Annotated in this window: 21 protein-coding genes; 15 read left to right on the plus strand and 6 right to left on the minus strand. The window is 69.3% G+C overall.

The window, feature by feature from the left end:
* The first annotated feature begins 61 nt into the window (after window positions 1-61).
* From ASD77_RS07665 to ASD77_RS07695, 7 genes are read left to right on the plus strand one after another with little or no spacing between them, the layout of a single operon-like run.
* Window positions 62-721 (plus strand): thermostable hemolysin, encoded by a 660-nt coding sequence (locus ASD77_RS07665; RefSeq protein ID WP_055939644.1) that lies wholly within the window; start codon window positions 62-64, stop codon window positions 719-721.
* Window positions 718-2,223 (plus strand): AMP-binding protein, encoded by a 1,506-nt coding sequence (locus ASD77_RS07670; protein WP_055939646.1) that lies wholly within the window; start codon window positions 718-720, stop codon window positions 2,221-2,223. The genes ASD77_RS07665 and ASD77_RS07670 overlap by 4 nt, the downstream gene beginning before the upstream one ends.
* A complete protein-coding gene (locus tag ASD77_RS07675; RefSeq protein WP_055939648.1) occupies window positions 2,220-2,894 on the plus strand; it encodes an iron-containing redox enzyme family protein in 675 nt (224 codons plus the stop codon). Before ASD77_RS07670 ends, ASD77_RS07675 begins: the two co-directional genes overlap by 4 nt.
* Window positions 2,894-3,733, plus strand: a complete 840-nt coding sequence (locus ASD77_RS07680; RefSeq protein ID WP_055941153.1) for an SDR family oxidoreductase — start codon at window positions 2,894-2,896, stop codon at window positions 3,731-3,733. The genes ASD77_RS07675 and ASD77_RS07680 overlap by 1 nt, the downstream gene beginning before the upstream one ends.
* Window positions 3,714-4,379: a hypothetical protein gene (locus ASD77_RS07685; protein WP_082563172.1), complete on the plus strand. Its 666-nt coding sequence runs from the start codon at window positions 3,714-3,716 to the stop codon at window positions 4,377-4,379. The genes ASD77_RS07680 and ASD77_RS07685 overlap by 20 nt, the downstream gene beginning before the upstream one ends.
* A 24-nt stretch (window positions 4,380-4,403) precedes the next feature.
* Window positions 4,404-5,078 (plus strand): response regulator transcription factor, encoded by a 675-nt coding sequence (locus ASD77_RS07690; protein ID WP_055939652.1) that lies wholly within the window; start codon window positions 4,404-4,406, stop codon window positions 5,076-5,078.
* A gap of 17 nt (window positions 5,079-5,095) precedes the next feature.
* Window positions 5,096-6,463, plus strand: coding sequence for an ATP-binding protein (locus tag ASD77_RS07695; protein ID WP_055941155.1), 1,368 nt, complete (start codon window positions 5,096-5,098; stop codon window positions 6,461-6,463).
* Between the two features lie 18 nt (window positions 6,464-6,481).
* Here ASD77_RS07695 and arsN2 read toward each other — a convergent pair whose 3' ends face one another.
* The gene (arsN2, locus tag ASD77_RS07700; protein ID WP_055939655.1) at window positions 6,482-6,931 is read right to left on the minus strand and encodes an arsenic resistance N-acetyltransferase ArsN2; all 450 of its coding nucleotides are present in this window, start codon (window positions 6,929-6,931) and stop codon (window positions 6,482-6,484) included.
* Window positions 6,932-7,172: 241 nt separating this feature from the next.
* Here arsN2 and ASD77_RS07705 point away from each other — a divergent pair, with 241 nt between their 5' ends.
* Both ASD77_RS07705 and ASD77_RS07710 read left to right on the plus strand, forming a co-directional pair.
* The gene (locus ASD77_RS07705; protein WP_055939656.1) at window positions 7,173-8,402 is read left to right on the plus strand and encodes a molybdopterin molybdotransferase MoeA; all 1,230 of its coding nucleotides are present in this window, start codon (window positions 7,173-7,175) and stop codon (window positions 8,400-8,402) included.
* Entirely contained in the window at window positions 8,399-8,947 is a 549-nt protein-coding gene (locus ASD77_RS07710; RefSeq protein WP_055939658.1) for a molybdenum cofactor guanylyltransferase, read from the plus strand. The genes ASD77_RS07705 and ASD77_RS07710 overlap by 4 nt, the downstream gene beginning before the upstream one ends.
* A gap of 19 nt (window positions 8,948-8,966) precedes the next feature.
* Here ASD77_RS07710 and wrbA read toward each other — a convergent pair whose 3' ends face one another.
* On the minus strand, window positions 8,967-9,566 hold the full coding sequence (wrbA, locus tag ASD77_RS07715; RefSeq protein ID WP_055941158.1) for an NAD(P)H:quinone oxidoreductase: 600 nt from the start codon (window positions 9,564-9,566) through the stop codon (window positions 8,967-8,969).
* A 12-nt stretch (window positions 9,567-9,578) separates the two neighbouring features.
* A complete protein-coding gene (locus tag ASD77_RS07720; protein ID WP_055939660.1) occupies window positions 9,579-10,025 on the minus strand; it encodes a helix-turn-helix transcriptional regulator in 447 nt (148 codons plus the stop codon).
* A gap of 316 nt (window positions 10,026-10,341) precedes the next feature.
* Here ASD77_RS07720 and ASD77_RS07725 point away from each other — a divergent pair, with 316 nt between their 5' ends.
* The 3 genes from ASD77_RS07725 to ASD77_RS07735 all read left to right on the plus strand — a co-directional run bounded on the left by ASD77_RS07725 (window position 10,342) and on the right by ASD77_RS07735 (window position 15,396).
* On the plus strand, window positions 10,342-10,947 hold the full coding sequence (locus ASD77_RS07725; protein WP_055939662.1) for a response regulator transcription factor: 606 nt from the start codon (window positions 10,342-10,344) through the stop codon (window positions 10,945-10,947).
* A 244-nt stretch (window positions 10,948-11,191) separates the two neighbouring features.
* Window positions 11,192-12,016, plus strand: a complete 825-nt coding sequence (locus ASD77_RS07730; protein ID WP_055941161.1) for an alpha/beta hydrolase — start codon at window positions 11,192-11,194, stop codon at window positions 12,014-12,016.
* Window positions 12,017-12,333: 317 nt separating this feature from the next.
* Window positions 12,334-15,396, plus strand: a complete 3,063-nt coding sequence (locus ASD77_RS07735; RefSeq protein ID WP_055939664.1) for a sensor histidine kinase — start codon at window positions 12,334-12,336, stop codon at window positions 15,394-15,396.
* A gap of 298 nt (window positions 15,397-15,694) precedes the next feature.
* On the opposite strand, the gene ASD77_RS07740 is transcribed toward ASD77_RS07735, so the two are convergent.
* Window positions 15,695-17,443, minus strand: a complete 1,749-nt coding sequence (locus ASD77_RS07740; RefSeq protein WP_162247610.1) for a hypothetical protein — start codon at window positions 17,441-17,443, stop codon at window positions 15,695-15,697.
* A gap of 800 nt (window positions 17,444-18,243) precedes the next feature.
* Here ASD77_RS07740 and ASD77_RS07745 point away from each other — a divergent pair.
* Window positions 18,244-19,026, plus strand: coding sequence for a hypothetical protein (locus tag ASD77_RS07745; protein ID WP_156383514.1), 783 nt, complete (start codon window positions 18,244-18,246; stop codon window positions 19,024-19,026).
* 179 nt (window positions 19,027-19,205) lie between these two features.
* Here the strand turns inward: ASD77_RS07745 and ASD77_RS07750 are convergent, their stop codons facing one another.
* Window positions 19,206-19,562, minus strand: coding sequence for a VOC family protein (locus ASD77_RS07750; RefSeq protein ID WP_082563173.1), 357 nt, complete (start codon window positions 19,560-19,562; stop codon window positions 19,206-19,208).
* A complete protein-coding gene (locus ASD77_RS07755; RefSeq protein WP_162247611.1) occupies window positions 19,559-20,146 on the minus strand; it encodes a TetR/AcrR family transcriptional regulator in 588 nt (195 codons plus the stop codon). The genes ASD77_RS07750 and ASD77_RS07755 overlap by 4 nt, the downstream gene beginning before the upstream one ends.
* A gap of 106 nt (window positions 20,147-20,252) precedes the next feature.
* On the opposite strand from ASD77_RS07755, the gene ASD77_RS07760 reads away from it, so the two are divergent.
* Window positions 20,253-20,960 (plus strand): hypothetical protein, encoded by a 708-nt coding sequence (locus tag ASD77_RS07760; RefSeq protein ID WP_055939673.1) that lies wholly within the window; start codon window positions 20,253-20,255, stop codon window positions 20,958-20,960.
* A gap of 37 nt (window positions 20,961-20,997) precedes the next feature.
* Window positions 20,998-21,495 carry a GrpB family protein gene (locus tag ASD77_RS07765; protein ID WP_055939675.1) on the plus strand — a complete coding sequence of 166 codons (498 nt, stop codon included), beginning with the start codon at window positions 20,998-21,000 and terminating at the stop codon, window positions 21,493-21,495.
* Window positions 21,496-21,506: the final 11 nt, after the last annotated feature.

A 21,506-nucleotide genomic window follows, 5' to 3' on the forward strand; every position in this document is an offset into this window, starting at 1 on the left:
CTAATGGGTGCTTAACTTCGGGCTAATTGAGCCTTAATCCAGCGCTTCCAGCATGCCCGCCATGCACTGGATCCGCTCCCACATCGCCCTCGCGCCGCTGCCCGGCCGGTTCGTCAGCGTCCACCTGCTCGACCGGGACGATCCCGGTCGCGGCGAGGTGGAAGCCTTCATCGCCCGCGTCTACCACGACCGCTACGGCGCGACGCTGCGGACGTTCTTCCCGCACCTGCTCGCCTACCGCGACAGCGATGGCCGTCTCGCCGCCGCGGTCGGCATCCGCGCCGGCGGCGAGGGGCCGCTGTTCGTCGAACATTACCTGGACGCGCCGGTGGAACAGGCCATGGCGCAGCGCCACGTCGCCCGGGTGGACCGGCAGCGCGTGGTCGAGGTCGGCAACTTTGCTGCCACGTCGCCGGGCATCGCCCGCGAACTGATCCTGCAGCTCGCGCTGACCCTGCAGTCGGCCGGCATGGACTGGGTGTTGCTGGTGGCCACGCAGCAGCTGCGCAACGCCTTCGAGCGCCTGCGCCTGCCGATGGTGGAGCTGGCCGAAGCGCGCGCCGAGCGGCTGGGCGACAGCGGCGGCGACTGGGGCCGCTATTACGCCTCTCGGCCGCGGCTGATCTGCGGCAACCTCGCCGATGGCGTCGCCTACCTGCGTGGTACGCAGCGGCCGCCGGCCTGCGTGGGCCTGGATCTCTGCCTGGCGGGCACGCCATGACGCGGCCGATGGATATCGTGCTGCGCAGCGCCGGTGATCGCGCCGTGCCGCGCGTGATCACGGCGCAGGGTGCGCTGGACGATCGCGCACTGGCGGCGCGGATCGACGCGCTGGTCATGTGGCTGGCCAAGACCGGCATGCGCCGCGTCGCCAGCCGTCTGGACAACGGGCCGTCCTGGTTCGTGCTGGACCTGGCGCTGCGCGAGGTCGGCGGCGTGCACGTGCCGCTGCCGATGTTCTTCTCCGAGGCGCAGATGCGGCACGCACTGGCCAACAGCGGCGCGCAATGCGTGGTCACCGCGCGCGAGGACGCCATGCCGCCGGGTGCGGAAGCGCTGACCGGATTCGTCGACGGCGAACGCCTGGCCTGCTGGCGTACGCCGGCCGACGGGTCATCGGCGGCCCCCCTGCCGGCGCGCACGGCGTGCATCACCTACACCTCCGGCACCACCGGCCGGCCGCGCGGCGTGTGCCTGGACGCGGACACCCTGTTCACCGTCGCGGCCTCGCTGGTGGATGCCGCTGCGATCATCGCGCCGCGCCGCCACCTGTGCCTGATGCCGCTGGCGACGCTGCTGGAAAACGTGGCCGGCCTGTACGCCACGCTGCTGGCCGACGCCGAGATCGCGCTGCCGTCCTTGACGGAGATCGGCTACACCGGCGCCACCGGCCTGGACGTGCCCACGCTGCTGCGCTGCCTGCACCGCTACCAGCCGGAGAGCGTGATCCTGGTGCCGCAGCTGTTGCTGGCGCTGGTGATGGCGGCCGAGCAGGGCGCGCCGTTGCCGGCGTCGCTGCGCTATATCGCGGTCGGCGGTGGCCGCGTCGGGCCTGGCCTGCTGAAGCGCGCCCGCGCGCTCGGCATGCCGGTGTTCGAAGGCTATGGCCTGACCGAGTGCGGATCGGTGGTATGCCTGAACCGGCCGGACGCCCTGCGCGATGGCAGCGTCGGGCGTCCGCTGCCGCATGCGCGGGTCTCGCTGATCGACGGCGAGCTCTGCGTCGACGGCGCGCGTGCGCTGGGCTACCTCGGCGGCGAATCCCTGCCGGACGGGCCGGTGCGCACCGGCGACCTGGGCCATCGCGACGACGACGGCTTCATCCACATCACCGGCCGCCGCAAGAACGTCTTCATCACCGCGTTCGGTCGCAACGTGTCGCCCGAATGGGTCGAGAGCGAACTGCTCGCGCATCCGGCCATCGGCCAGGCCGTGGTCTGGGGCGAAGGCCAGGCGGACAACGTGGCGGTGCTGGTGCCGCGCCGCGCCGACCTCGACGACACGCGCCTGCGTCGCGCCCTGGCCGAGGTCAACGCGGGGCTGCCCGACTACGCGCGCGTGGCGCGCTTCGTGCGTGCGGCCGCCCCCTTCACTGCCGACGCCGGCCTGCTGACCGCCAATGGCCGGCCGCGACGCGACGCGATCCTGTCCCGCTACCAGGCCGATGTCGATGCCTGCTACCAGCGTCCCCCCAACGCCTTGCCTGCCGGAGTTCCCGCATGAGTTTCCATGACGCGCTGGTCGCCCAGACCACGCACGAACGCAATGGGCTGCTGTCCATTCCGATCATCCAGTCGGCGCTGGCCGGCCGCATCGCGCGCGACGACTACGTCGCCTTCCTCACCCAGGCCTTCCACCACGTCCGCCACACCGTGCCGCTGCTGATGGCCTGCGGCGCGCGCCTGCCGGCGCGCCTGGAGTGGCTGCGCACGGCGGTGGGCGAGTACATCGACGAGGAGATGGGCCACCACGAGTGGGTGCTGGACGACATCGCCGCCTGCGGCGAGGACCGCGCCGCCGCGCAAGCGTCCGCGCCGTCGCTGGCGACCGAACTGATGGTCAGCTACGCCTACGACACCATCCAGCGCGGCAACCCGGTCGCCTTCTTCGGCATGGTGCTGGTGCTGGAAGGCACCAGCGTGGCGCTGGCCACGCGTGCGGCCAACACGATCCAGCAATCGCTGGACCTCCCACGCAACGCCTTCAGCTACCTGCTTTCGCATGGCGACCTGGACATCGAGCACGTCGGCTTCTTCCGGCAGCTGATGGATCGCATCGACGACCCCGCCGACCAGGCCGCCATCGTGCACGCGGCGCGCCGCTTCTACGTGCTCTACGGCGACATCTTCCGCACCCTGCGCGACGGCGGTGTGCGCCTGGCGGAAGCCGCATGATGGACCTCGCCGGCAGGACCGTGATCGTCACCGGTGCCAGTGGGGGTATCGGCGTGCCGCTGTGTGCGGCGCTGCTCACCGCCGGTGCGCACGTGCTGGCCGTGGGGCGCGACGAAGCCAGGCTGCGTCGCCTCGCCCAGCAACTGCCCGCCGGGCGCCTGTCATGGGCGGTGGGCGATGTCGCGACCGAAGAAGGCCGCGCGCGCGTGCTCGACGCCGCGCATGCCGCCCGTCCCACGCCGTCGGTACTGGTGCTTGCGCACGCGCAGGCCGCGTTCGGCCTGTTCGAGGACCAGTCGCCGGAGGAGATGGCGCGGCTCATGCAGACCAACCTGGTGGCGCCGATGCTGCTGGTGCATGGCTTGCTGCCGGTACTGCGCATGCATGCGATGTCGTCGGTCGTCGTGGTCGGTTCGACCTTCGGCAGCCTGGCGTTTCCCGGTTTCGCCGCGTACAGCGCCAGCAAGTTCGGCCTGCGCGGACTGACCGAAGCGCTGGCGCGCGAGTACGCCGATACGTCGCTGCGATTCCAGTACCTGTCACCGCGCGCCACCCGCACGCCGTTCAACACGCCGGCGGTCGATGCCCTCAATGCCGAACTGAAGGTGGCCAGCGATGCGCCCGCCGAGGTCGCGCGCCAATTGATCGCCGCGATCACCCAGGGCACCTCGCGGCTGCAGCTCGGCTGGCCGGAAAAACTGTTCGCACGCCTCAACGGGCTGGTACCCGGTCTGGTCGACCGCAACCTGCGCGCCAGCCTGCCCATCGTCCGTCGCCACGCGCGACGATCCCGCCCGTCTGCTGTCGAGACCCTTCGTCATGAACCTCAATCACGGTAAGTCCATGCTCTTCCTTCTCCTCATGTCCACCGCGCTGGTCGTCGGCATCGCGATGGCCGCCGAACCTGGCGCCACCACCGCCACCCAGGTGCGCGACCGCTGGGCGCAGATCAACTACCAGGTGCCGAAGGCGCAGCGCGAATCGGCCTTCGAGGACCTGCTGCACCAGGCCGAGAAGATCCGCCAGGCGCATCCGCGCGACGCGTCCGCGCTGATCTGGGAAGGCATCGTGCTGTCGAGCCTGGCCGGCGAGAAAGGCGGCGTGGGCGCGCTGGGGCTGGTGAAGCGCGCGCGTGCCGACTTCGAGGCGGCCATCCAGATCGCGCCCGATGCGCTCGATGGTGCGGCCTATACCAGCCTCGGCGCGCTGTACTACCAGGTGCCCGGCTGGCCGCTCGGCTTCGGCGATGACGACACCGCACGCACGATGCTGCGCAAGGGACTGGCGATCGATCCGGACGGCATCGACGCCAACTACTTCTACGCCGACTTCCTGCGCGACCAGAAGGACTGGGCCGGCGCGCGCACCGCGTTCCAGAAGGCACTGGCGGCGCCGGCGCGTCCCGGCCGCGAGGTCGCCGACGCCGGTCGCCGCCAGGAAGCGCAGACCCGCTTGAAAGACGTCAACACCCATCTTGCGCACTGAGGGGGTGCCGACCAGACTGGCCACATGCGCATCCTGCTGGTGGAAGACGACCTGTCGCTGGGCGAAGGCATCCGGACCGCGTTGCGGCGCGGTGCCTTCGCCGTCGACTGGGTGCAGGACGGTGCCAGCGGCCTGCTGGCGGCACGCGACGGCGGCTTCGATCTGGTCGTACTGGACTTGGGGCTGCCGCGGATGGATGGCATCGAGGTGATCCGCCAGTTGCGCGCCGCCGGCGACGCGGTGCCCATCCTCGTGCTCAGCGCCCGCGAGCGTCCGGCCGATCGCACGCTCGGCCTGGATGTCGGCGCGGACGACTACCTGGGCAAGCCGTTCGATACCGCCGAGTTGCTCGCACGCGTGCGCGCGCTGATCCGGCGCAGCGCGGGCCGCGCGCATCCTTCGCTGGAATCGGGCCCGCTGCGGCTGGATCCCGCCGCACTCACCGCCACCTGGAAAGGGCGTCCGCTCGACCTGACCCGGCGCGAGTTCGCCCTGTTGCGCGTGCTGATGGAGCAGCGCGGTCGGCCGATGGCGCGCGAGGCCATCCAGCAGCACCTGTACGGCTGGGATGCCGATGTCGCCAGCAACGCCGTCGATGTGCATGTCCACCAGCTCCGCCGCAAGCTGGAGCCCGGCATCATCCGCACCGTGCGCGGCCTGGGGTATGCGCTGGGCGATCTCGCCGGAGACGCGGCATGAGGTCGATGCGCGCGACCCTGCTGTGGCTGTTGCTGGGCGCGCTGGCGGTGGTGATGGCGGCCGCCGGCCTGCTCAGCTATCGCGCCGGCCTGCAGGAAGCCGGCGAGATGTTCGATGCGCGCCTGGTGCAGTCCACGCGCGTGCTGGTGAGCCTGGTCGATGAGCCGCTCAGCGAACTCAACGCCTATCCGGGCGAACCGATCGTGCTGCGGGGCTGGCATGGCGAGGCGCATGGCGTCGGCGAGGCGCTGGCGTTCGACGACGGGCATGCCTACGAGAACAAGCTGGCGTTCCAGGTCTGGGATGCGCAGCGCCGCCTGCTGTTGCGCTCGGACAGCGCGCCCGTGCGTCCGCTGGCGACGTTGCGGGCGGGTTACGAGGACGTGGTGGTGGATGGCGCGCACTGGCGCGCGTTCACGCTGCAATCGCCGAACGGCCGCTGGTTCCAGTCCGCCGAACGCACCGACATCCGCGAGGAACTCGCCGGCGATATCGCCGGCGGTACGCTGCTGCCGCTGCTGCTGTCGCTGCCGCTGATCGCGCTGGTGGTCTGGTGGAGCGTCGCGTTGGCGACGCGTTCGCTGCGGCGGATATCGCACGAGATCGGCCAGCGCGATCCGGAACGGCTGGCGCCGCTGGATCCGGCCGACGTGCCGCAGGAAGCGCGCGGCCTGGTCGACGCCATCAATGGCCTGCTGCACCGCCTGGACATCGCGTTGGCACGCGAGCGCACCTTCGTGGCCGACGCCGCGCACGAGCTGCGCACGCCGATCAGCGCATTGAAGGTGCATGCCGACAACGCGCGTCACGCCCGCGACGATGAGGAGCGCGATGCCTCGCAGCAGCAACTGGCGGCCAGCGTGCTGCGCGTCGAGCGCCTGGTCGCCCAACTGCTGTCATTGAGCCGCGCCGAAAGCACGGGACGTGTTCTCGAACGCGCGCGCCTGGACCTGGCGGCGCTGGCAGGCACCGAGATCGATGCGGCGCGGCCCTTGCTCGATGCCAGGAGCCAGGTGCTGCGGCTCGACCTGCAACCCGTACAGGTGTCCGGCGACGAGGTCGCCCTCGGCCTGCTGGTGCGCAACCTGGTGGAAAATGCCGCACGCCACGCACCCGCCGGCGCCATCATCGCGGTGCGCACGTGGAAGAGCGGCGAGAAGGCCTTCCTTGCGGTCGAAGACAGCGGCCCGGGCATTCCCGAGGAGGAGCGCGAGCGCGTGTTCGACCGCTTCTACCGCCGGTTGGGCAGCCACCACGAGGGCAGCGGGCTGGGCCTGGCGATCGTCAAGGAAGTGGTCATCACGCATGCCGGCACGATCCGGCTGGCGCCGTCGTCGCAGCTTGGCGGCCTGGCCGTGTCGGTGGAACTGCCGGGCCTGGCCTGAGCGTTGTCGGTGGCGGCCTCAGCGCGGCGCCACGGCGGACAGCCGCTTGCGCATGCACACCGCTGACGCCGGGCAGAGCGAATGGAATTCCGCGGAAGCCTGCAGTGCGGCAGGCGCCTGCTCCCGAGGCAGTGCTTCAAATGCCTGCAGGGTGAAGAAGCGCTCCGCGGTCTGCGTCAGCAGATACAGGGCATCGATCTCCTGCAGCCGCGCTTCGGTTTCCAGTGCCGCCACCAGCCGGCGCGCGATGCCCTGGCCCTGGTACGCGGGCGCCACGGCGAGCGAGCGCAGCAGGCCTGCCTGGCCGAAGCGCTGCAAGCCGATGACGCCGGCCAATGCACCGTCGCGCTCGTCGACGAGGAACGTCGCCATCGCATCCGCCAGATCCTCCGTCGGCAGCGACGATTGCGTCAGCAGCGCCAGGATGCGCGGCAGGTCGTCGTCGGTCGCGGTGCGGATCGTGGTCATGCGGGTTCCTCGGGCAGGGGCAGGGTCATCGGAGCCGCGGTCGTGCACCGCCGTGCGCAGTGCGCCGGGGCGGAACTCAGGGCGGGGCGCGGCCAAGGCCGCAAGGACGGCGCTCGTTTACATGATGCCGGAACAGGGGAATCATCAGGTCGCTCATGGCTCACGCAGCGGTCGGCGGTTTGGCAAGCGCGCACGGTGGCACTAGGCTGCCCGGCATCTGGGTTCGTAAGAGCGAGAGGCAGTGATCGGTTATCACGAGGCGGTGGCACGGCTGCTGGAGGGCGCCGAGCGGTGCGGCGAAGAGTGCGTCGCGTTGGGCCGTGCGGCCGGGCGCATCCTGGCCGGCGACATCGTCAGTCCGATGGCGCTGCCGGCATTCGACAACGCCGCGATGGACGGAGTAGCGCTGGCCGGCGATGGACCGGCAGCACGCGCCGGCAGCTGCTGGGCGCTGGCGTCGCGGATCGCGGCGGGCGACGTGCCGCCGCAGGACGACGCGCATGCCTGGGAGGTCATGACGGGCGCGGCATTGCCGACGCGGGCGGCCACCGTGGTGCCGCTCGAAGGCATCGAGCGGCTGCCGGACGCGCGTGTCCGCCTGCGGGATGACGCGTCGCCGGGGGCGCATATACGCCGCCGCGGCGAGGACGTGCGGGAAGGCGACGCGTTGCTGGCGTCGGGCACCGTACTCCACGCCGCGCAGCTGATGCTGCTGGCGGGCGTCGGACAGCACGAGGTCGCGGTCGCACGACGTCCGCGCGTGGCCGTGCTGGCGACCGGTCGCGAAGTGATCGCGGCCGGCCAGGCACTGCCGCCCGGCAGCATCCATGACGCGACGTCGCCGTATCTCGCGGCCGCGATCGCGGCCGCAGGCGCGGAGCTGGTCCACCACGCGCGCGTTGGCGATGACGTGGCCACCTTCCAGTCCGCCATCGATGCGGCGCTGGCGCTCGACGTCGACCTGGTGCTCAGCACGGGTGCGGTGTCGAAGGGCTGCTACGACTTCGTGCCCGCCGCGCTGGAGGCGCGCGAGGCCGAACGGTGCTTCCATGGCGTGGCGATGCGGCCCGGCAAGCCGCTGCTGGCGGCGCGGCTGCGCGAAGGTCCGGTGGTCGTCGGCCTGCCCGGCAATCCGCTGTCGACGGCGGTGGGCTTCCGCTTCCTGGTCGAGCCGCTGCTTCGCGCATGGCTGGGGATGCGGCCGGAACCGGAGCGCCGCCTGCCGTTGGCGGCCGCCTGCGACAAGCGCGCCGGGCTGCACGCCATGTTCCACGGCCACCTGCGTTGCGACGGGGAAGGCCGGCTGCACGCCCATGTCGCCGAGGCGCAGGCCTCGTTCCGCCTGCTGCCGTTCGCGCAGTCGTCGGTGTGGATCAGCGTGCCTGCCGACGCCGCCCGCATCGACGCGGGGACACGCGTGCAGGTGCATGGCCACGGCCATCTGCATCCGCCCGGGTGGCTTCCGGCATGACGCGCGAATGGCGTGCGGTATTGCTCGCAGGCGGGCGCTCCTCGCGCATGGGCACGGAAAAGGCTGCGCTGCCCTGGGGCGACGGCACGCTGCTGAAGCACATGCGCACGTTGCTGCTCGCTGCGGGCGCGAACGACGTGGTCGTCAGCGGGAATCACCCGCAGTTCGACGGCATACCGGACGGCATGCCCGACACCGGGCCGATGGGCGCACTGGCGCAACTCGCGCCGCGTCTGCAGGACGGTACATGGATGGTGGTGCCGGTCGACATGCCACTACTGTCCGCCGACCTGCTGCAGGCTTTGCTGGCGACCGACGCCGCCTGCGCCTGCGTGGAGGATCACCCGCTGCCGATGGTGCTGCGGATCGATGCGCGGGTGCGTGCGGTGATGGACGAAATCGGCGCATGTGAGGAGCGCGCACGGTCGTTGCGTGCGCTGCAGGCGCGCTTGCAGGCGAGATGCATGCCCGCACCGCCGTGGCGGGCGGCGCTACGCAACTGCAACACGCCGGAAGCGTGGTCCGCGCTGCGGGCGATGCGCTGACAGGCGGAGGCTTCGGCGGTCAGCCGTGCAGCCTGATCGCCGTCTCGGCCACCACGCGGCCCTGGTAGCGGGCGCCTTTCAGTTCGTTTTCCGAGGGCTGGCGTGAGCCGTCGCCGCCGGCGATGGTACTGGCGCCGTAGGGCGAGCCGCCGGTGATCTCGTCCAGCGTCATCTGCCCGGCGTGGCCGTAGTCCAGGCCCACGATCACCATGCCGAAATGCAGCAGGTTGGTGATGATCGAGAACAGCGTGGTCTCCTGGCCACCGTGCTGGGTGGCGGTGGAGGTGAACGCCGCGCCGACCTTGCCATGCAGGGCGCCGCGCGCCCACAGGCCGCCGGCCTGGTCTAGGAAGTTGGCCATCTGCGAACTCATGCGCCCGAACCGCGTGCCGGTGCCGACGATGATCGCGTCGTAGTCGGCCAGTTCCGCGATCGTGGCGATCGGCGCGGGCTGGTCCAGCTTGTAGTGCGAGGCGCGCGCCACGTCCTCGGGCACCAGTTCGGGCACGCGCTTGATGTCGACCTGCGCGCCGGCGCCGGTCGCGCCCTCGGCGATCGCCTGCGCCATCGTTTCGATATGCCCGTAGGCGGAGTAGTACAGTACCAGGATCCTGGCCATCGTCATTGCTCCTCAGGGATGTGCGTGCGCGTAGGACGGTTCCGACGGGGCCAGTGTGCGCACCGCCCCCGTGGTACCGGCGTGATGGTGCTGGCGCGAGAACGTGCGCGGCGAGACGCCGATCGCGCGGCGGAAGGTGCGGGTGAAGTGGCTCTGGTCGTAGAAACCCAGGGCGGCCGCGGTATCGGCGATGCGCTGGTCGCCGCGCGCGAGCATTTCCTTCGCGCGCTCCAGGCGCAGCCGCATCACGTAGGCCATCGGACTGCAGCCGGTGCGCTGGCGGAACTGGCGGGCGAAATGGAAGCGGCTGATGCAGGCGGCCGAGGCGATGTCGGCGAGCGTGAAGTTCCGGCCGAGGTTGTGCAGGATGAAGGTGTCCGCACGGCGGAAGGCGCGCTCGTTCAGGCCGGCGGCAGGGCGTGGATCGGAAGCGTGGAGATCCTGGCAGGCTGGCGTCATGGTGTGTGGTCGGCTATGTGGCGTGCGCTGTGCGCATCGCGTGGTCCCCTTCGTCTAAGGTGCGGGGACGCGCGCAGCACCGGAACCCCAATCGGCGTAGTCGACCGCTCCCCCAATCGGGGGAGGCTGCGGCGTCGCCGATCCCCGGCGGGCGCCGGGCAGCCGCAAGCACGTGCCGGCCATGCGCGGGTCCCCCGTATTGGGGCTTCGCGCCGGACCGGATGGCGCGCTATGGTGGCGCGCACTCCGGCCTGAGCCCGCACCCTTGGCCTCTCCTTCTTCCGTAAGTCCTTCCGCATCCGATGGCACGATCCGGGTGCTGGTCGTGGACGACCATCCGCTGTTGCGCGAAGGCATCGCTGCGGTGCTCGCCACGCAGCCGGACATGCGCGTGCAGGCCGAGGCGAGCGAAGGCGCCGAGGCGGTCGCACTGTATGCAAGGCTGCGCCCGGACGTGGTGCTGATGGACCTGCAGATGCCGGGCATGGATGGCATCAGCGCGATCCGCGCGATCCGCGAACAGGATCCGGCCGCGCGGATCGTGGTGCTGACCACTTACCAGGGCGATGTGCAGGCGCTGCGTGCGCTGCGCGCCGGTGCGCATGGCTACCTGCTGAAGAGCATGTTGCGCCGCGAACTGGTGGACACCATCCGCACCGTGCATGCCGGCGGCCGGCGCGTGCCGGCGGAAGTCGCCGACAGCCTGGCGGCGCACGTGGCCGATGACGGCCTGAGCGGACGCGAGATCGACGTGCTGCGGCAGGTGGCCGAAGGCAATGCCAACAAGCGCGTGGCGCGCAACCTGGGCATCTCGGAAGAGACGGTCAAGGCGCACATGAAGAGCATCCTCTCCAAGCTGGGCGCCAACGACCGCACCCATGCCGTCACCATCGCGATCAAGCGCGGCATCATGCCGCTCTGACCGCGGCGCGGGTTCGCGCACGGATGTGCAATCGCGCCGTCATGGCGGGCGTGCACGCTGACACGGTCTCCACACCCGCAAGGCGACCCTCAGCATGCGCGATCACGACGCCACGCCCGCCGACCCGCAACGACGCCGCGTACTGGTCGCCGGCGCGGCGGCCACCGCGCTCGCCGCGCTTCCCGCCCTGTCGCTGACGGCAGCGGGCACCCGCTCTCCCACCATCCCCCACGAGGAACGACGCATGGCGACCTTCACCACCAAAGACGGCACGACGATCTGGTACAAGGACTGGGGCAAGGGGCCCGTGGTCTCCTTCAGCCACGGCTGGCCGCTCAGCGCCGACGCCTGGGATCCGCAGATCTTCCACCTGGCCAGCAACGGCTTCCGCTGCATCGCCCACGACCGCCGCGGGCATGGCCGCTCCAGCCAGCCCTGGCAGGGCAACGAGATGGACACCTACGCCGACGACCTGGAGCAGCTGTTCGAGCACCTGGGCGTCAAGGACGTGGTGATGATCGGTCATTCGACCGGTGGCGGCGAAGTCGCGCGCTACATCGGCCGGCATGGGACCCAGCGGGTGAAGAAAGCCGTGCTGATGGGCGCGGTGCCGCCGATCATGCTGAAGACCGACGCCAACCCGGGCGGTCTGCCGATGTCGGTGTTCGACGGCTTCCGCCAGGCGTATCTCGCCGACCGTGCGCAGTTCTTCCTCGACGTCGCCAGCGGTCCGTTCTTCGGCTACAACCGGCCCGGCGCGAAGGTGTCGGAGGGCAACATCCGCGCCTGGTGGACGCAGGGCATGCAGTCCGGCTTCCAGAACGCCTACGACTGCATCAAGGCCTTCTCGGAAACCGACTTCACCGAGGACCTGAAGAAGTTCGACGTCCCCACGCTGATCATCCACGGCGACGACGACCAGATCGTGCCGATCGATGCCTCGGCCAGGCTGTCGGCCAAGCTGGTACCGGGTGCGACGCTGAAGATCTATCCCGGCGGCTCGCACTCGCTGGGCGACACCAGCCGCGAACAGCTCAACGCCGACCTGCTGGCGTTCGCTGCGGCCTGATGCCATCGCCGCGGCCAGGGAGGGCCGCGACCAGCGAAGCCGCCGGCCGCGCAGGCGGGCGTCACTACGCGCCCGCCCATCACCTGCATCCGGACCGGATGCACTGCCACCACCCCAGGTGTCCTGCGGCGATGAGCCGCCGGGCACGCTCGCGTGCGTCCGTTGCGGCGAGTGCGTCCAGACCGGCCGCGCCGGATGACGCTCGGACGGGGAATCCGACACGCGAGGCGGGCTCGGTTAAAGTGAGCTGACGCGTCGCGCGCGGAGGGGCGTGCCGGTGCGGACGGACGGGGTCGGCGGTTCATCAAGGGGGCAGGTTGGCCAGCGCGTGCAGCAGGCAGGACGGGCGTGCCGGGAGCCGGTGCGGGCCACGCGCGTGGCTGGCCGGCCTGTGCCTGTTGCTGTGCGCGCAGTTCGCGCATGCGCTGGATCCGCAGCGCCAGATCGCCCAGTTCCACCACACCGCGTGGACCGTCAAGCAGGGTGCGCCGGGGCAGGTGACCGCGCTGGCGCAGACCACCGATGGCTATCTGTGGCTGGCCACGCAGGTGGGCCTGTTCCGCTTCGACGGTGTGCAGTTCGAGCGCTACGCGCCCGACGATGGGCAAGGGTTTCCCGCCACCAGCATTTCCACCCTGTACGCCACCGCCGACGGCGGTCTGTGGATCGGTTTCCGCTACGGCGCGGTCAGTTTCCTGCAGGCGAACCGCCTGACCCATTACGGCGAAGCGCAGGGACTGCCCACCAGCACGGTGTTTCGCTTCGCGCAGGGCGCCGATGGCCGCCTGTGGGCGGCGACCTTCAGCGGGCTGGTGTACCTGCACGAGGGGCGCTGGTATCGCGTCGATCGCGACTGGCGCGTGCCCGGCACGCAGGCGCGCACGGTGTTCACCGATCGCGACGGCACGCTGTGGGTGGCGACCGACGCCGGCATCGCGCGGTTGCGGAAAGGTGCGCAGGTGTTCGAGACGCTCGACATCGCCGTGGGCCGCATCAGCCAGATCGCGCAGGCGCCCGATGGCGGTCTGTGGATCGCCGAGAACGAAGGCGGTGTGCGCCAGCTGCCGCTCGAACGTGCGGTGACCACGCATTCCCTGCCGACGCCGTCCGCCGGCCTGCTGTTCGATCGCGACGGCACGCTGTGGGCCACCACGATGGGCGAGGGCGTGCACCGGCTGGCGCAGCCGCTGCGGCCGGTCGCGACGAGCGACGACGCGGCATTCGAGCGCTTCCGCCAGGACGACGGCCTGAGCGCCGACTACCTGCTGCCGGTGCTGGAAGATCGGGAAGGCACGGTGTGGGTGGGCAGCAGCCGCGGGCTGGACCGCTTCCGCCACACCAACGTCGTGCCCGCGACGCTGCCTGATGGCGCGCAGGATTTCGCCCTCGTCACCGATGCCGACGGCACGTTGCTGGTCGGCAGCCGCAATCGTCCGTTGCTGGAACGGGATGGTGCGCACTGGCGTGAGGCCGACCTGCCGCCGCCCTTGACCGCCGCGCACCGCGACCGCGACGGCACCGTGTGGCTGGGCGGTCCGGGCGGACTCTGGCGCTGGCGTGATGGACGCGCCACGCCGGTGACGCCGCTGCCGGTGTCCGGCTACTCGGGCGTACAGGCGATCGCCCACGATGCGGACGGCGTGCTGTGGGTGTCGTTGAACACGCCCGGCATCCACCGCCTGGCGGACGGTCGCTGGCAGCAGGTGCGCGGTCGCACCGGCCTGCCGCCCGGCTCATCGCCGCTGGTGCTGCTGTCGGCTGCCGACGGCGCGCTGTGGATGGGCTATGCGCGCGGCCAGATCGCGGTGATGCGGGGCGAGGCCGTGCAGGCGATCGGGGCTGCGCAGGGCTTGCGGGTGGGCAACGTCACCGCGCTGGTGGAAGGGCGCGACGGCATCTGGATCGGCGGCGAGCGTGGCCTGGCCCGCTACGCGGACGGCAGGCTGCACGCCCTGCGTCCGCTGCCCGACAGTCCGTTCCGCGGCATCAGCGGGATCATCGAGACGCGTGCGGGCGACCTGTGGTTGAACGGTGCGCAGGGGGTGCTGCACATCAAGGCGACCGACGTTCCGCGGCTGTTCGACGCGCGCGCCGATGCGCCCGCCTACGAGCGCTTCGACTTCCTCGATGGCCTGCCGGGCGTGCCCGCGCAGTTCCGCCCGATCCCCACAGCCACCGAGGGACGCGACGGAAAACTGTGGTTCGCCACCACCAGTGGTGTGGTGTCGATCGATCCGGTCGCGATCCGCCGCAATCCCCTTCCGCCGCCGGTCACGGTGTTGTCGCTCACTGTCGACGATCACCTGCATCGCGTGCAGGGCGGTGCGATGCAGCTGCCGCCGGGAACGCGCAACCTGCAGATCGCCTACACCGCGCTCAGCCTGTCCATCCCGGAGCGGGTGCGCTTCCGTTACCGGCTGGTCGGCTACGACGAGGGCTGGCAGGACGCCGGCACGCGGCGCACCGCCTTCTACAACGATCCGGGCCCCGGCCGTTATGTCTTCCAGGTGATCGCCGCCAACGACGATGGCGTATGGAACAGCGTCGGCGCCTCGCTGCCCATCGTCATCGCGCCGCGTTACTACCAGACCCCGTGGTTCGTGGTGCTGTGCGTGGTGGCCGGCGTCTCCCTGCTCTGGATCGCCTACCTGCTGCGCCTTCGCCACTTGTCGGCGCAGATCCGCGAACGCCTGCAGGAACGCCACCGCGAGCGCGAGCGGATCGCGCGTGAGCTGCACGACACCCTGCTGCAGAGCGTGCAGGGGCTGATCCTGCGCTTCCACGCGGTGGCCGAATCGCTGGGCCGCGACGCGCCGACCCATGCGGCGATGGAGCGCGTGCTGCAACGCGCGGACGACGTGATGGGCGAAGCGCGCGGGCGCGTGCTGGACCTGCGCGCGCACCCGCCGGGCGAGCTGCCGGACATGCTGGCCGCGCTGGGCGAGGAGCTGGTGCCCGATTACGCGATCGACTTCCGCATGATCGTGGACGGCGCCCCGCGCACGCTGGATCCGCTCGTCTGCGACGAGGTGTACCGCATCGCGCGCGAGGCCGTGCTCAACGCCTTCCAGCACGCGCACGCCGCCCACGTGGTTGTCGAGCTGGCCTACGACACCGATGGGCTGACCGTGCGCGTCCGCGACGACGGCTTGGGCTTGCCGCGGGAAGTGCTGCAGGCCGGCGGACGCCACGGGCACTGGGGCCTGTCCGGCATGCGCGAACGCGCCGAGCGCATCGGCGCGATGCTGGAGCTGCAGTCCAGCGGCGGCAAGGGCACCGATGTCGCCCTGCGCGTCCCTGCGGAGGTGGCGTATCGCGGGAAGCCGCCTGCGGCACGTTGGTGGCGGCGGTTGTTGAGGCGGAGACGCGCCGCTCGGTGACGACGAGGTGTGCGCTGGCGAAGGACCTCGATGGAGCGATGGGTCGGGTGTGGTCGTTTGGCTTCTGACCCATAGCGGACCGTTGAATCAACGAGTCTGATGTCGGTCAGAAGCGGACATCGTCCCTAGCCTGATCAGGATGAGATATCCCGCAAGCCACTACTGGAGCCGACTCTCGGGGGAAGGGCATCGCTGCTCTCCAGGTTACCGCGCGGCCTCTCTACGTCGCGTCCGCCATGCCGATGAGCAGATGGTGGGGTACGCTGGCGTGGGAGCCGCGCGATAACGTATGGTTGGCTTACGGCGACGCGAGCGGCGTGTTGCTGCTGCTGTAACGCACCGAACGGAACACCTGTCCAGTCGCCTTGCAATCGCCCGGCTCCCAAGCACGCTCGGGCGCCAAGCCGTAGTTGGATTGGCAGCTCCACCCGGCATCTGTCATGAAGCACATGCGCACGTCCACATGGGCGGTGCAACTGTTGACGATGCGTCCAATCAATCCGCTGCTGCTGGGGCACACGTGTGTCTTCGTGACCGGTTGGCCAACGCACGTGTCGGCGCGATCTTGGGTTGACGCGCTGCCTACACCGGCCGCCCTGACTCTGGAAGTATCCGGCGCGGCGCTGAGCGCCGCAGCAGCGGCACGACGGTCAGCATATTCCGCCGCGATCGCCTCCTGACGCTCCGTAGCGGCACGCGCGTTCGCGAGCTCGCGCGCGTACTGGTCCGATCCGGCCGCACTGCCTTGACGTTCGGACGTGGCCTGACGTGCCGCCTGGTCGAGAGTGGCGTCCAGACGCGCGCGCGATTGGGCTTCGCTTTCAACCGCAGCTGCGGTGGCCTGCACGAGGCTGTTGTACGCCGCTGTGGCCAAGCGCTGCTGCTGATCGGCGCGGTCCCGTTCCTCTTCGCGACGCGCCTCGGCCTGGCGTTGCTGCTCGGCCGCTGCGTACGCCCGCACGTTGTCGACCGCGTCTTGGGTTGCGGGGGAGAACCATGCGGTCCCCACGTAGTCGAGATCGCCGATGGCCCGTCTGATGCCAAAGCTGCGCTTGCCGCCATTCTGATGGTACGTCAGGCCTCCGGTCGTGTCGTTGGGATGGAACACGAGCACCACGTAACCGCCCCGGATGTCGTAACCGATGACCAAGTCGCCCGGTTCGCGCGGGTCTGCATAGTAGCCATCCAAAGGATCGGTGGCAGGTGCACCGGGAGTGCCAGCAATATAGGCCACGCTGTTCGCAGTGGCGGCGCCATGCCAGTTCTCCAGCAGTTCGAACCGCCCCGGCGTGGCGGTCGGGCGAATCAACATACGGCCGGTGCGTGCACCGCCGAGGCTGCCATGGTGCAGCGCCAAGGACGCGCCGTCGCGGTAGACATCGAGCGTGTACGTGGCGCCCCACGGATTGGTGCCGACGAACGACCGGCCGATGCGTGCATCCAGCCAACCGAAGCTCGTGTTCGTGGGGGTTTGTACAGGCGCAGCGACGACCGGCGCCGCGGGCCCCTCGTTGGCGGGCGCAGTGCGGGTGACAGGCTTGGTGGTCGCGACGATCACATCCTCAGCAGGGGCCAGCGACCCTATCTGTGGTGAATAGGTCCAGGTCCTGTTCACCTTGGCGACTTGGTTGTCGCTACCCAGCTTGACCGACTCGGCCACCAGCCGTCCGTCGACCAGCGACATGCGGTAGGGCAGCTTGATGATGCCGCGGCGTATCCACAAGATGGAACCGTCCGCGCCGATACTTCCATCGTAAACGTGCGAGCGGCTGTGTTCCTGCACTAGCGTGCCGGGCACCGCGCCGGGACGGATCGTAGCCGATTGTTGGGTGATACCGGTTTCAACCAGCGTGTCGTTTGGCCCCCACGCCCACGTCATGCTGCCGTTCTCGCCTTGCCATGTCCTGCCGGCAAGCTGAGCGTACACGCCCCAGTGGTTTGCGTCGCGCGGCGCAACGCTGGGTCCGTCCGTGGGTGACGCAGCGCGGACGTTGCCGGCCGCACACACGAGCAGCACGAACAACAGCTGTCGGACATGATGAAGCATGGCCTTCCCCCTTGAGTACGGATGCATTCTAATCAACAACAGACCGCCTGGATGACAAGCTGTCGACACGCGATTCATGCCTGCGACGTAAAAACTCTATGCCTTCTGACGACAGGCTTGAGGTGGCATTCCGCCTTCTCCAGCCGCTCAGCCAGGCCTAGCCGCGTAGGACCCTAGCCACACGGCATCCGAACAGGCTTGCGGCTGGGACCAACGCGCCTGCGGGCAGGACTCTCGCTGCTCAACCCATCCCCCTGACCACCATAGTCAGGTTAGCCAAGGGCATGGGATCTGGATCGGCCTACTCCTGATTCTTGCCCAGCACTTGATTATTGGCCGTGATCGGAGCGGCCAATTCTTCTTAGATGGAGGCCTATCCATCACTCGAATCTGACCCGAAGCGATGTCCGCTCTGGGTCGCTAGCTGACCTGCTCAATCGTCTCGGTCTCGGTCTCGGACTCGCCTGCGGATCGCACGCTTGCCATGGATCCTACGATCCTCGAACGACACCATCATGTCTCCGTGAGATCGGGGGCTTACTCGTGGTTCGGTGTGGACGCAAAGAAGGTCCAGCGCAGAGAGGACACCCTCGACGCTAATCTTCCAGAGCGGATGCGGCAGCCGAACCAGACCGTGGTAATGCCCACAAACGGCAAGCCCGTACAGCAATGTGGAAACGGCGTGAGGAGCGCTGAAAGGGCGCTTACGTACTGCATCCCGTTGAATCCGTTTCCACCACTCTCGCGTAGATCACCTGCCTACATTGGGTAGGCGTTACCCGCTCCGAGGGGAGAGGACCATGCAGATCAAATTTCTTGGCGCTGCCTTGCTGATGGCGGCAGGGCCGGCATTCGCGGCAGGCCCCGAGCAGGGAAAATTTTCGATGTCGGTGTTGGGCGGCGTCGACTTTCCGGTCAGTGGCGACGTCCACTCAGGCGCCGTGGCGCCGGTGCCGGATCTCGGTCCGTTGAATCCCGCACTGGCAGGCGTCAGCGCGGAGTTGCGCATCCGCTCCCGTAGCCACGACCAGATCTACGGCAACGCCATGTCCTGGGGCCTGGAAGTGGGCTATGGACTGAGTGACCGGAGCGAAGTCTTCCTCCAGGCCAGGGAGACCAGCGCCGATGACGGTCGCGTGCGCGTCGGTGCCGCCTACGTGCCGGCGCTCGATACCGAGCTGGATGTCTTCGGCCGGTTCTCCGGCTATGACGCGTACACGTGGGAGGCGGGTTACCGGCACTTCTTCCGCGACGCTGGCCGGGTCAGGCCGTTCGTCGCGGCGCGGCTGGGCGCGACCGAAACCGATGCCATCCGCGCCACCTTCGAGATTCCCGACGCCGCCATCACGATTCCCAATGCGCCGTTCTACGAGAAGGCCTGGGCGCTGAGCGGCGGAATCGAAGCCGGCGTGCAGATCCCGTTCACCGAGCGCTTCAGCATGAAGGTCGCCGCAGGGTTGAACTACATCGACGATCTTTCCGACGACGATTCGGCGATCGCCGGGCTCGGCCTGGCGCGCATCAACGATACCGGCAGCCGTGTCTCGGTTCCGCTCAGCATCACCGGCCGCTGGGACTTCTGAGCACGACCAACGGTGGGCACGGCAACGTGCCCGCCGCCCACGCAAGACGTTCGGCAACGAAACACCAGCAGAGCGATATCGGCCGACCGTCGCGTCGGTCGGTTGAACTCAAGCCAAGAGGCTGAGATTGCAGCCACTGTGAATGTGTTTCGACGGGCGCGTTGCCCCGCAAGCAGACCTCAGCTTCCCGTCCGCTGCCCGATCCATAGCCGATTGCCGTCGGGATCCTCGATGCGGAACTCGCTCATGCCGTAGAAGGGGTGGCTGATCGAAGGCACGTCCAGGCCGCGCCGCCGCAGGTCGCGGTGGTAGGCGAAGATGTCGTCGGGGTACAGGTAGATCACCGACGTGCGTGGTGCATCCGGCGGCTGGTTGATCGATTCGTCCACCATCAGCCGGCACTCGTCCAGCACCAGCATCGCCCAACGCCATTCGTCGTTGCGCTTTTCCACCGCAAAGCCCAGCTTTGCGTAGAACCCGACGCTCGTCGGCATGTGGCGGACGGGAAGCATCGGAATCGCGCGCTGCATCTTCATTCACTTCTCCTTGTCTGGTCGTCGGCGGGGGCGCCGGTCTGCAGTGCGCGCGTGGCCGCTGCCGTGGACAGCTGCAACGCCACGGCCAGTTCCTGCGCACTACACTTGGCCTCGCCCAGCAACCAGGCCACCACCGGCGAGAACAGGCCGTCGGCAAGCCCATGTGCGGCGAGACGCGCGGGAATGCGCAGGCGACTGCGTTGCGCAGGAGATAGCGTGTTCTCCACATGCACGACCAAGGTGCTGCGGACAATGCGTAGCGCAGCGCCCTGGAACAGGCTGCGTGCGAGCGCGCGGTTCTGCCAGAAGTGCTCGAGGATCGCGCACACCTTGTTGACGTCCGCCCGCTCGCCCACCAGATGGGCCAGCGTCTGGAACGGTCCTTCCAGGCTGGCGGCGAGCAGTTCGTCCTTGTTGCGGAAGTGCTCGTAGAACGTCGAGCGGCTGACGCCCGATCGCGCCAGCACATCGCCGACGCGGATCTCGTGGTAGCGCTGACTGAGCACCAGCGAGAAGAACGCCGCCATCAAGTCCTGGCGCGTGCGCCGCCTGCGGGGATCTTCGTTGGGCTCAAGCGGGGTCATGGGCCGGATCATCCCACGAACCCTGCCGGACATTGGGTCGCGATTGTCCGGAAACCGGCGGTGATCGCACCGCTAGCCTGTGTGTTCTTCCTCGCAGGGGCATCGCATGAACACCACGTCATCCCGCGCGCCCGATGTCCTGCCGTGCGGCCTGCTGCTGATCGCAAGCGGCGTGCTGGCACCGCTCATCATGATCTTCCATCCCACCGCACAAGGCGCCGACATGGCGGCGCGGCTTGTCAGCCTCACGGAGATATCGTCGCTCAGCCGGCACGTGCACCTGGCGATGATCGCGTGCATCGTCGCGCTCTGGTTGTCGCTGACCCACCTCGCGCGGTGCTGGCCGGGGAGTGGCGGGGTAGGGGCTGCGGCGCGCCTGTACGCGCTCGGCGCCGTCGCGATGCTGGGTGCGGCGCTGATCAGCGGCTTCCTCATCGGCGACTACCTGCAGCGGGTCATGCCGCTGATCCCGCACGCCGAGGACGCACTGCCGTCGGTGCTGCTGGCCTTCTCCGCCAACCAGGTGCTGGCGGGATTCGGCATGCTCGGCATGTCGGCGGGCATCGCGCTGTGGTCGGTCGCCATGCTGCGCCAATCCGGGCCGCTGGCGATCGCATGCGGCGCCTACGGCGTGATCGCGGGCCTGCTGTGCCTGATCGGCTATGCCGCGGGATGGATCGCGCTCGACGTCACCGGCATGACCTTCGTCGTCGTGGCACAGAGTCTCTGGTACTGCCTGCTGGGCCTGTGGGTCGTCCGGGCTTCACAGCGCCTCATGCCAACGACATTTTCCGGAGACGGCCCTCGCGATTGACGCCAGGCCCACCTTCGCCCGACCCCAGGAACCCACCATGCTCGTTCCCTATTCGCCCACCTGGCCGCTGATCTTCCAGGACCTCTGCCAGGAACTGCTGCCGGCGTTCACCGGTGTGCCGATCGAGATCCTGCATATCGGCAGCACCGCGGTCCCCGGCCTGGCGGCCAAACCGGTCATCGACCTCCTGCTGGGTGCGCCCACGCTCACCACGATCGAAGCCCGCATCGCGGACCTCGTGCAGCTGGACTACACCTACCGGCCGCACTATGAAGCCGCGATCCCGCAGCGCCGCTACTTCGTCAAGGACATCGCCGGCGACCTGCGCATCCACCTGCATGGCGTCGAACATGGTGGGCGACTCTGGAGGGAACATCTCCGCTTCCGCGACCTGCTGCGCGCCGACGACGCACGTCGATGCGAGTACGAAGCCCTGAAGCGACGGCTCGCCATTACGCATGCGGGCGACAAGACGGCGTACACCCTGGCGAAGGGTGCCTACATTCGATCCCTGTTGTCCGCCATGGAGGAATGATCTTCCGGCAA

The organism is Pseudoxanthomonas sp. Root65 (assembly GCF_001427635.1).
Classification (GTDB): domain Bacteria; phylum Pseudomonadota; class Gammaproteobacteria; order Xanthomonadales; family Xanthomonadaceae; genus Pseudoxanthomonas_A.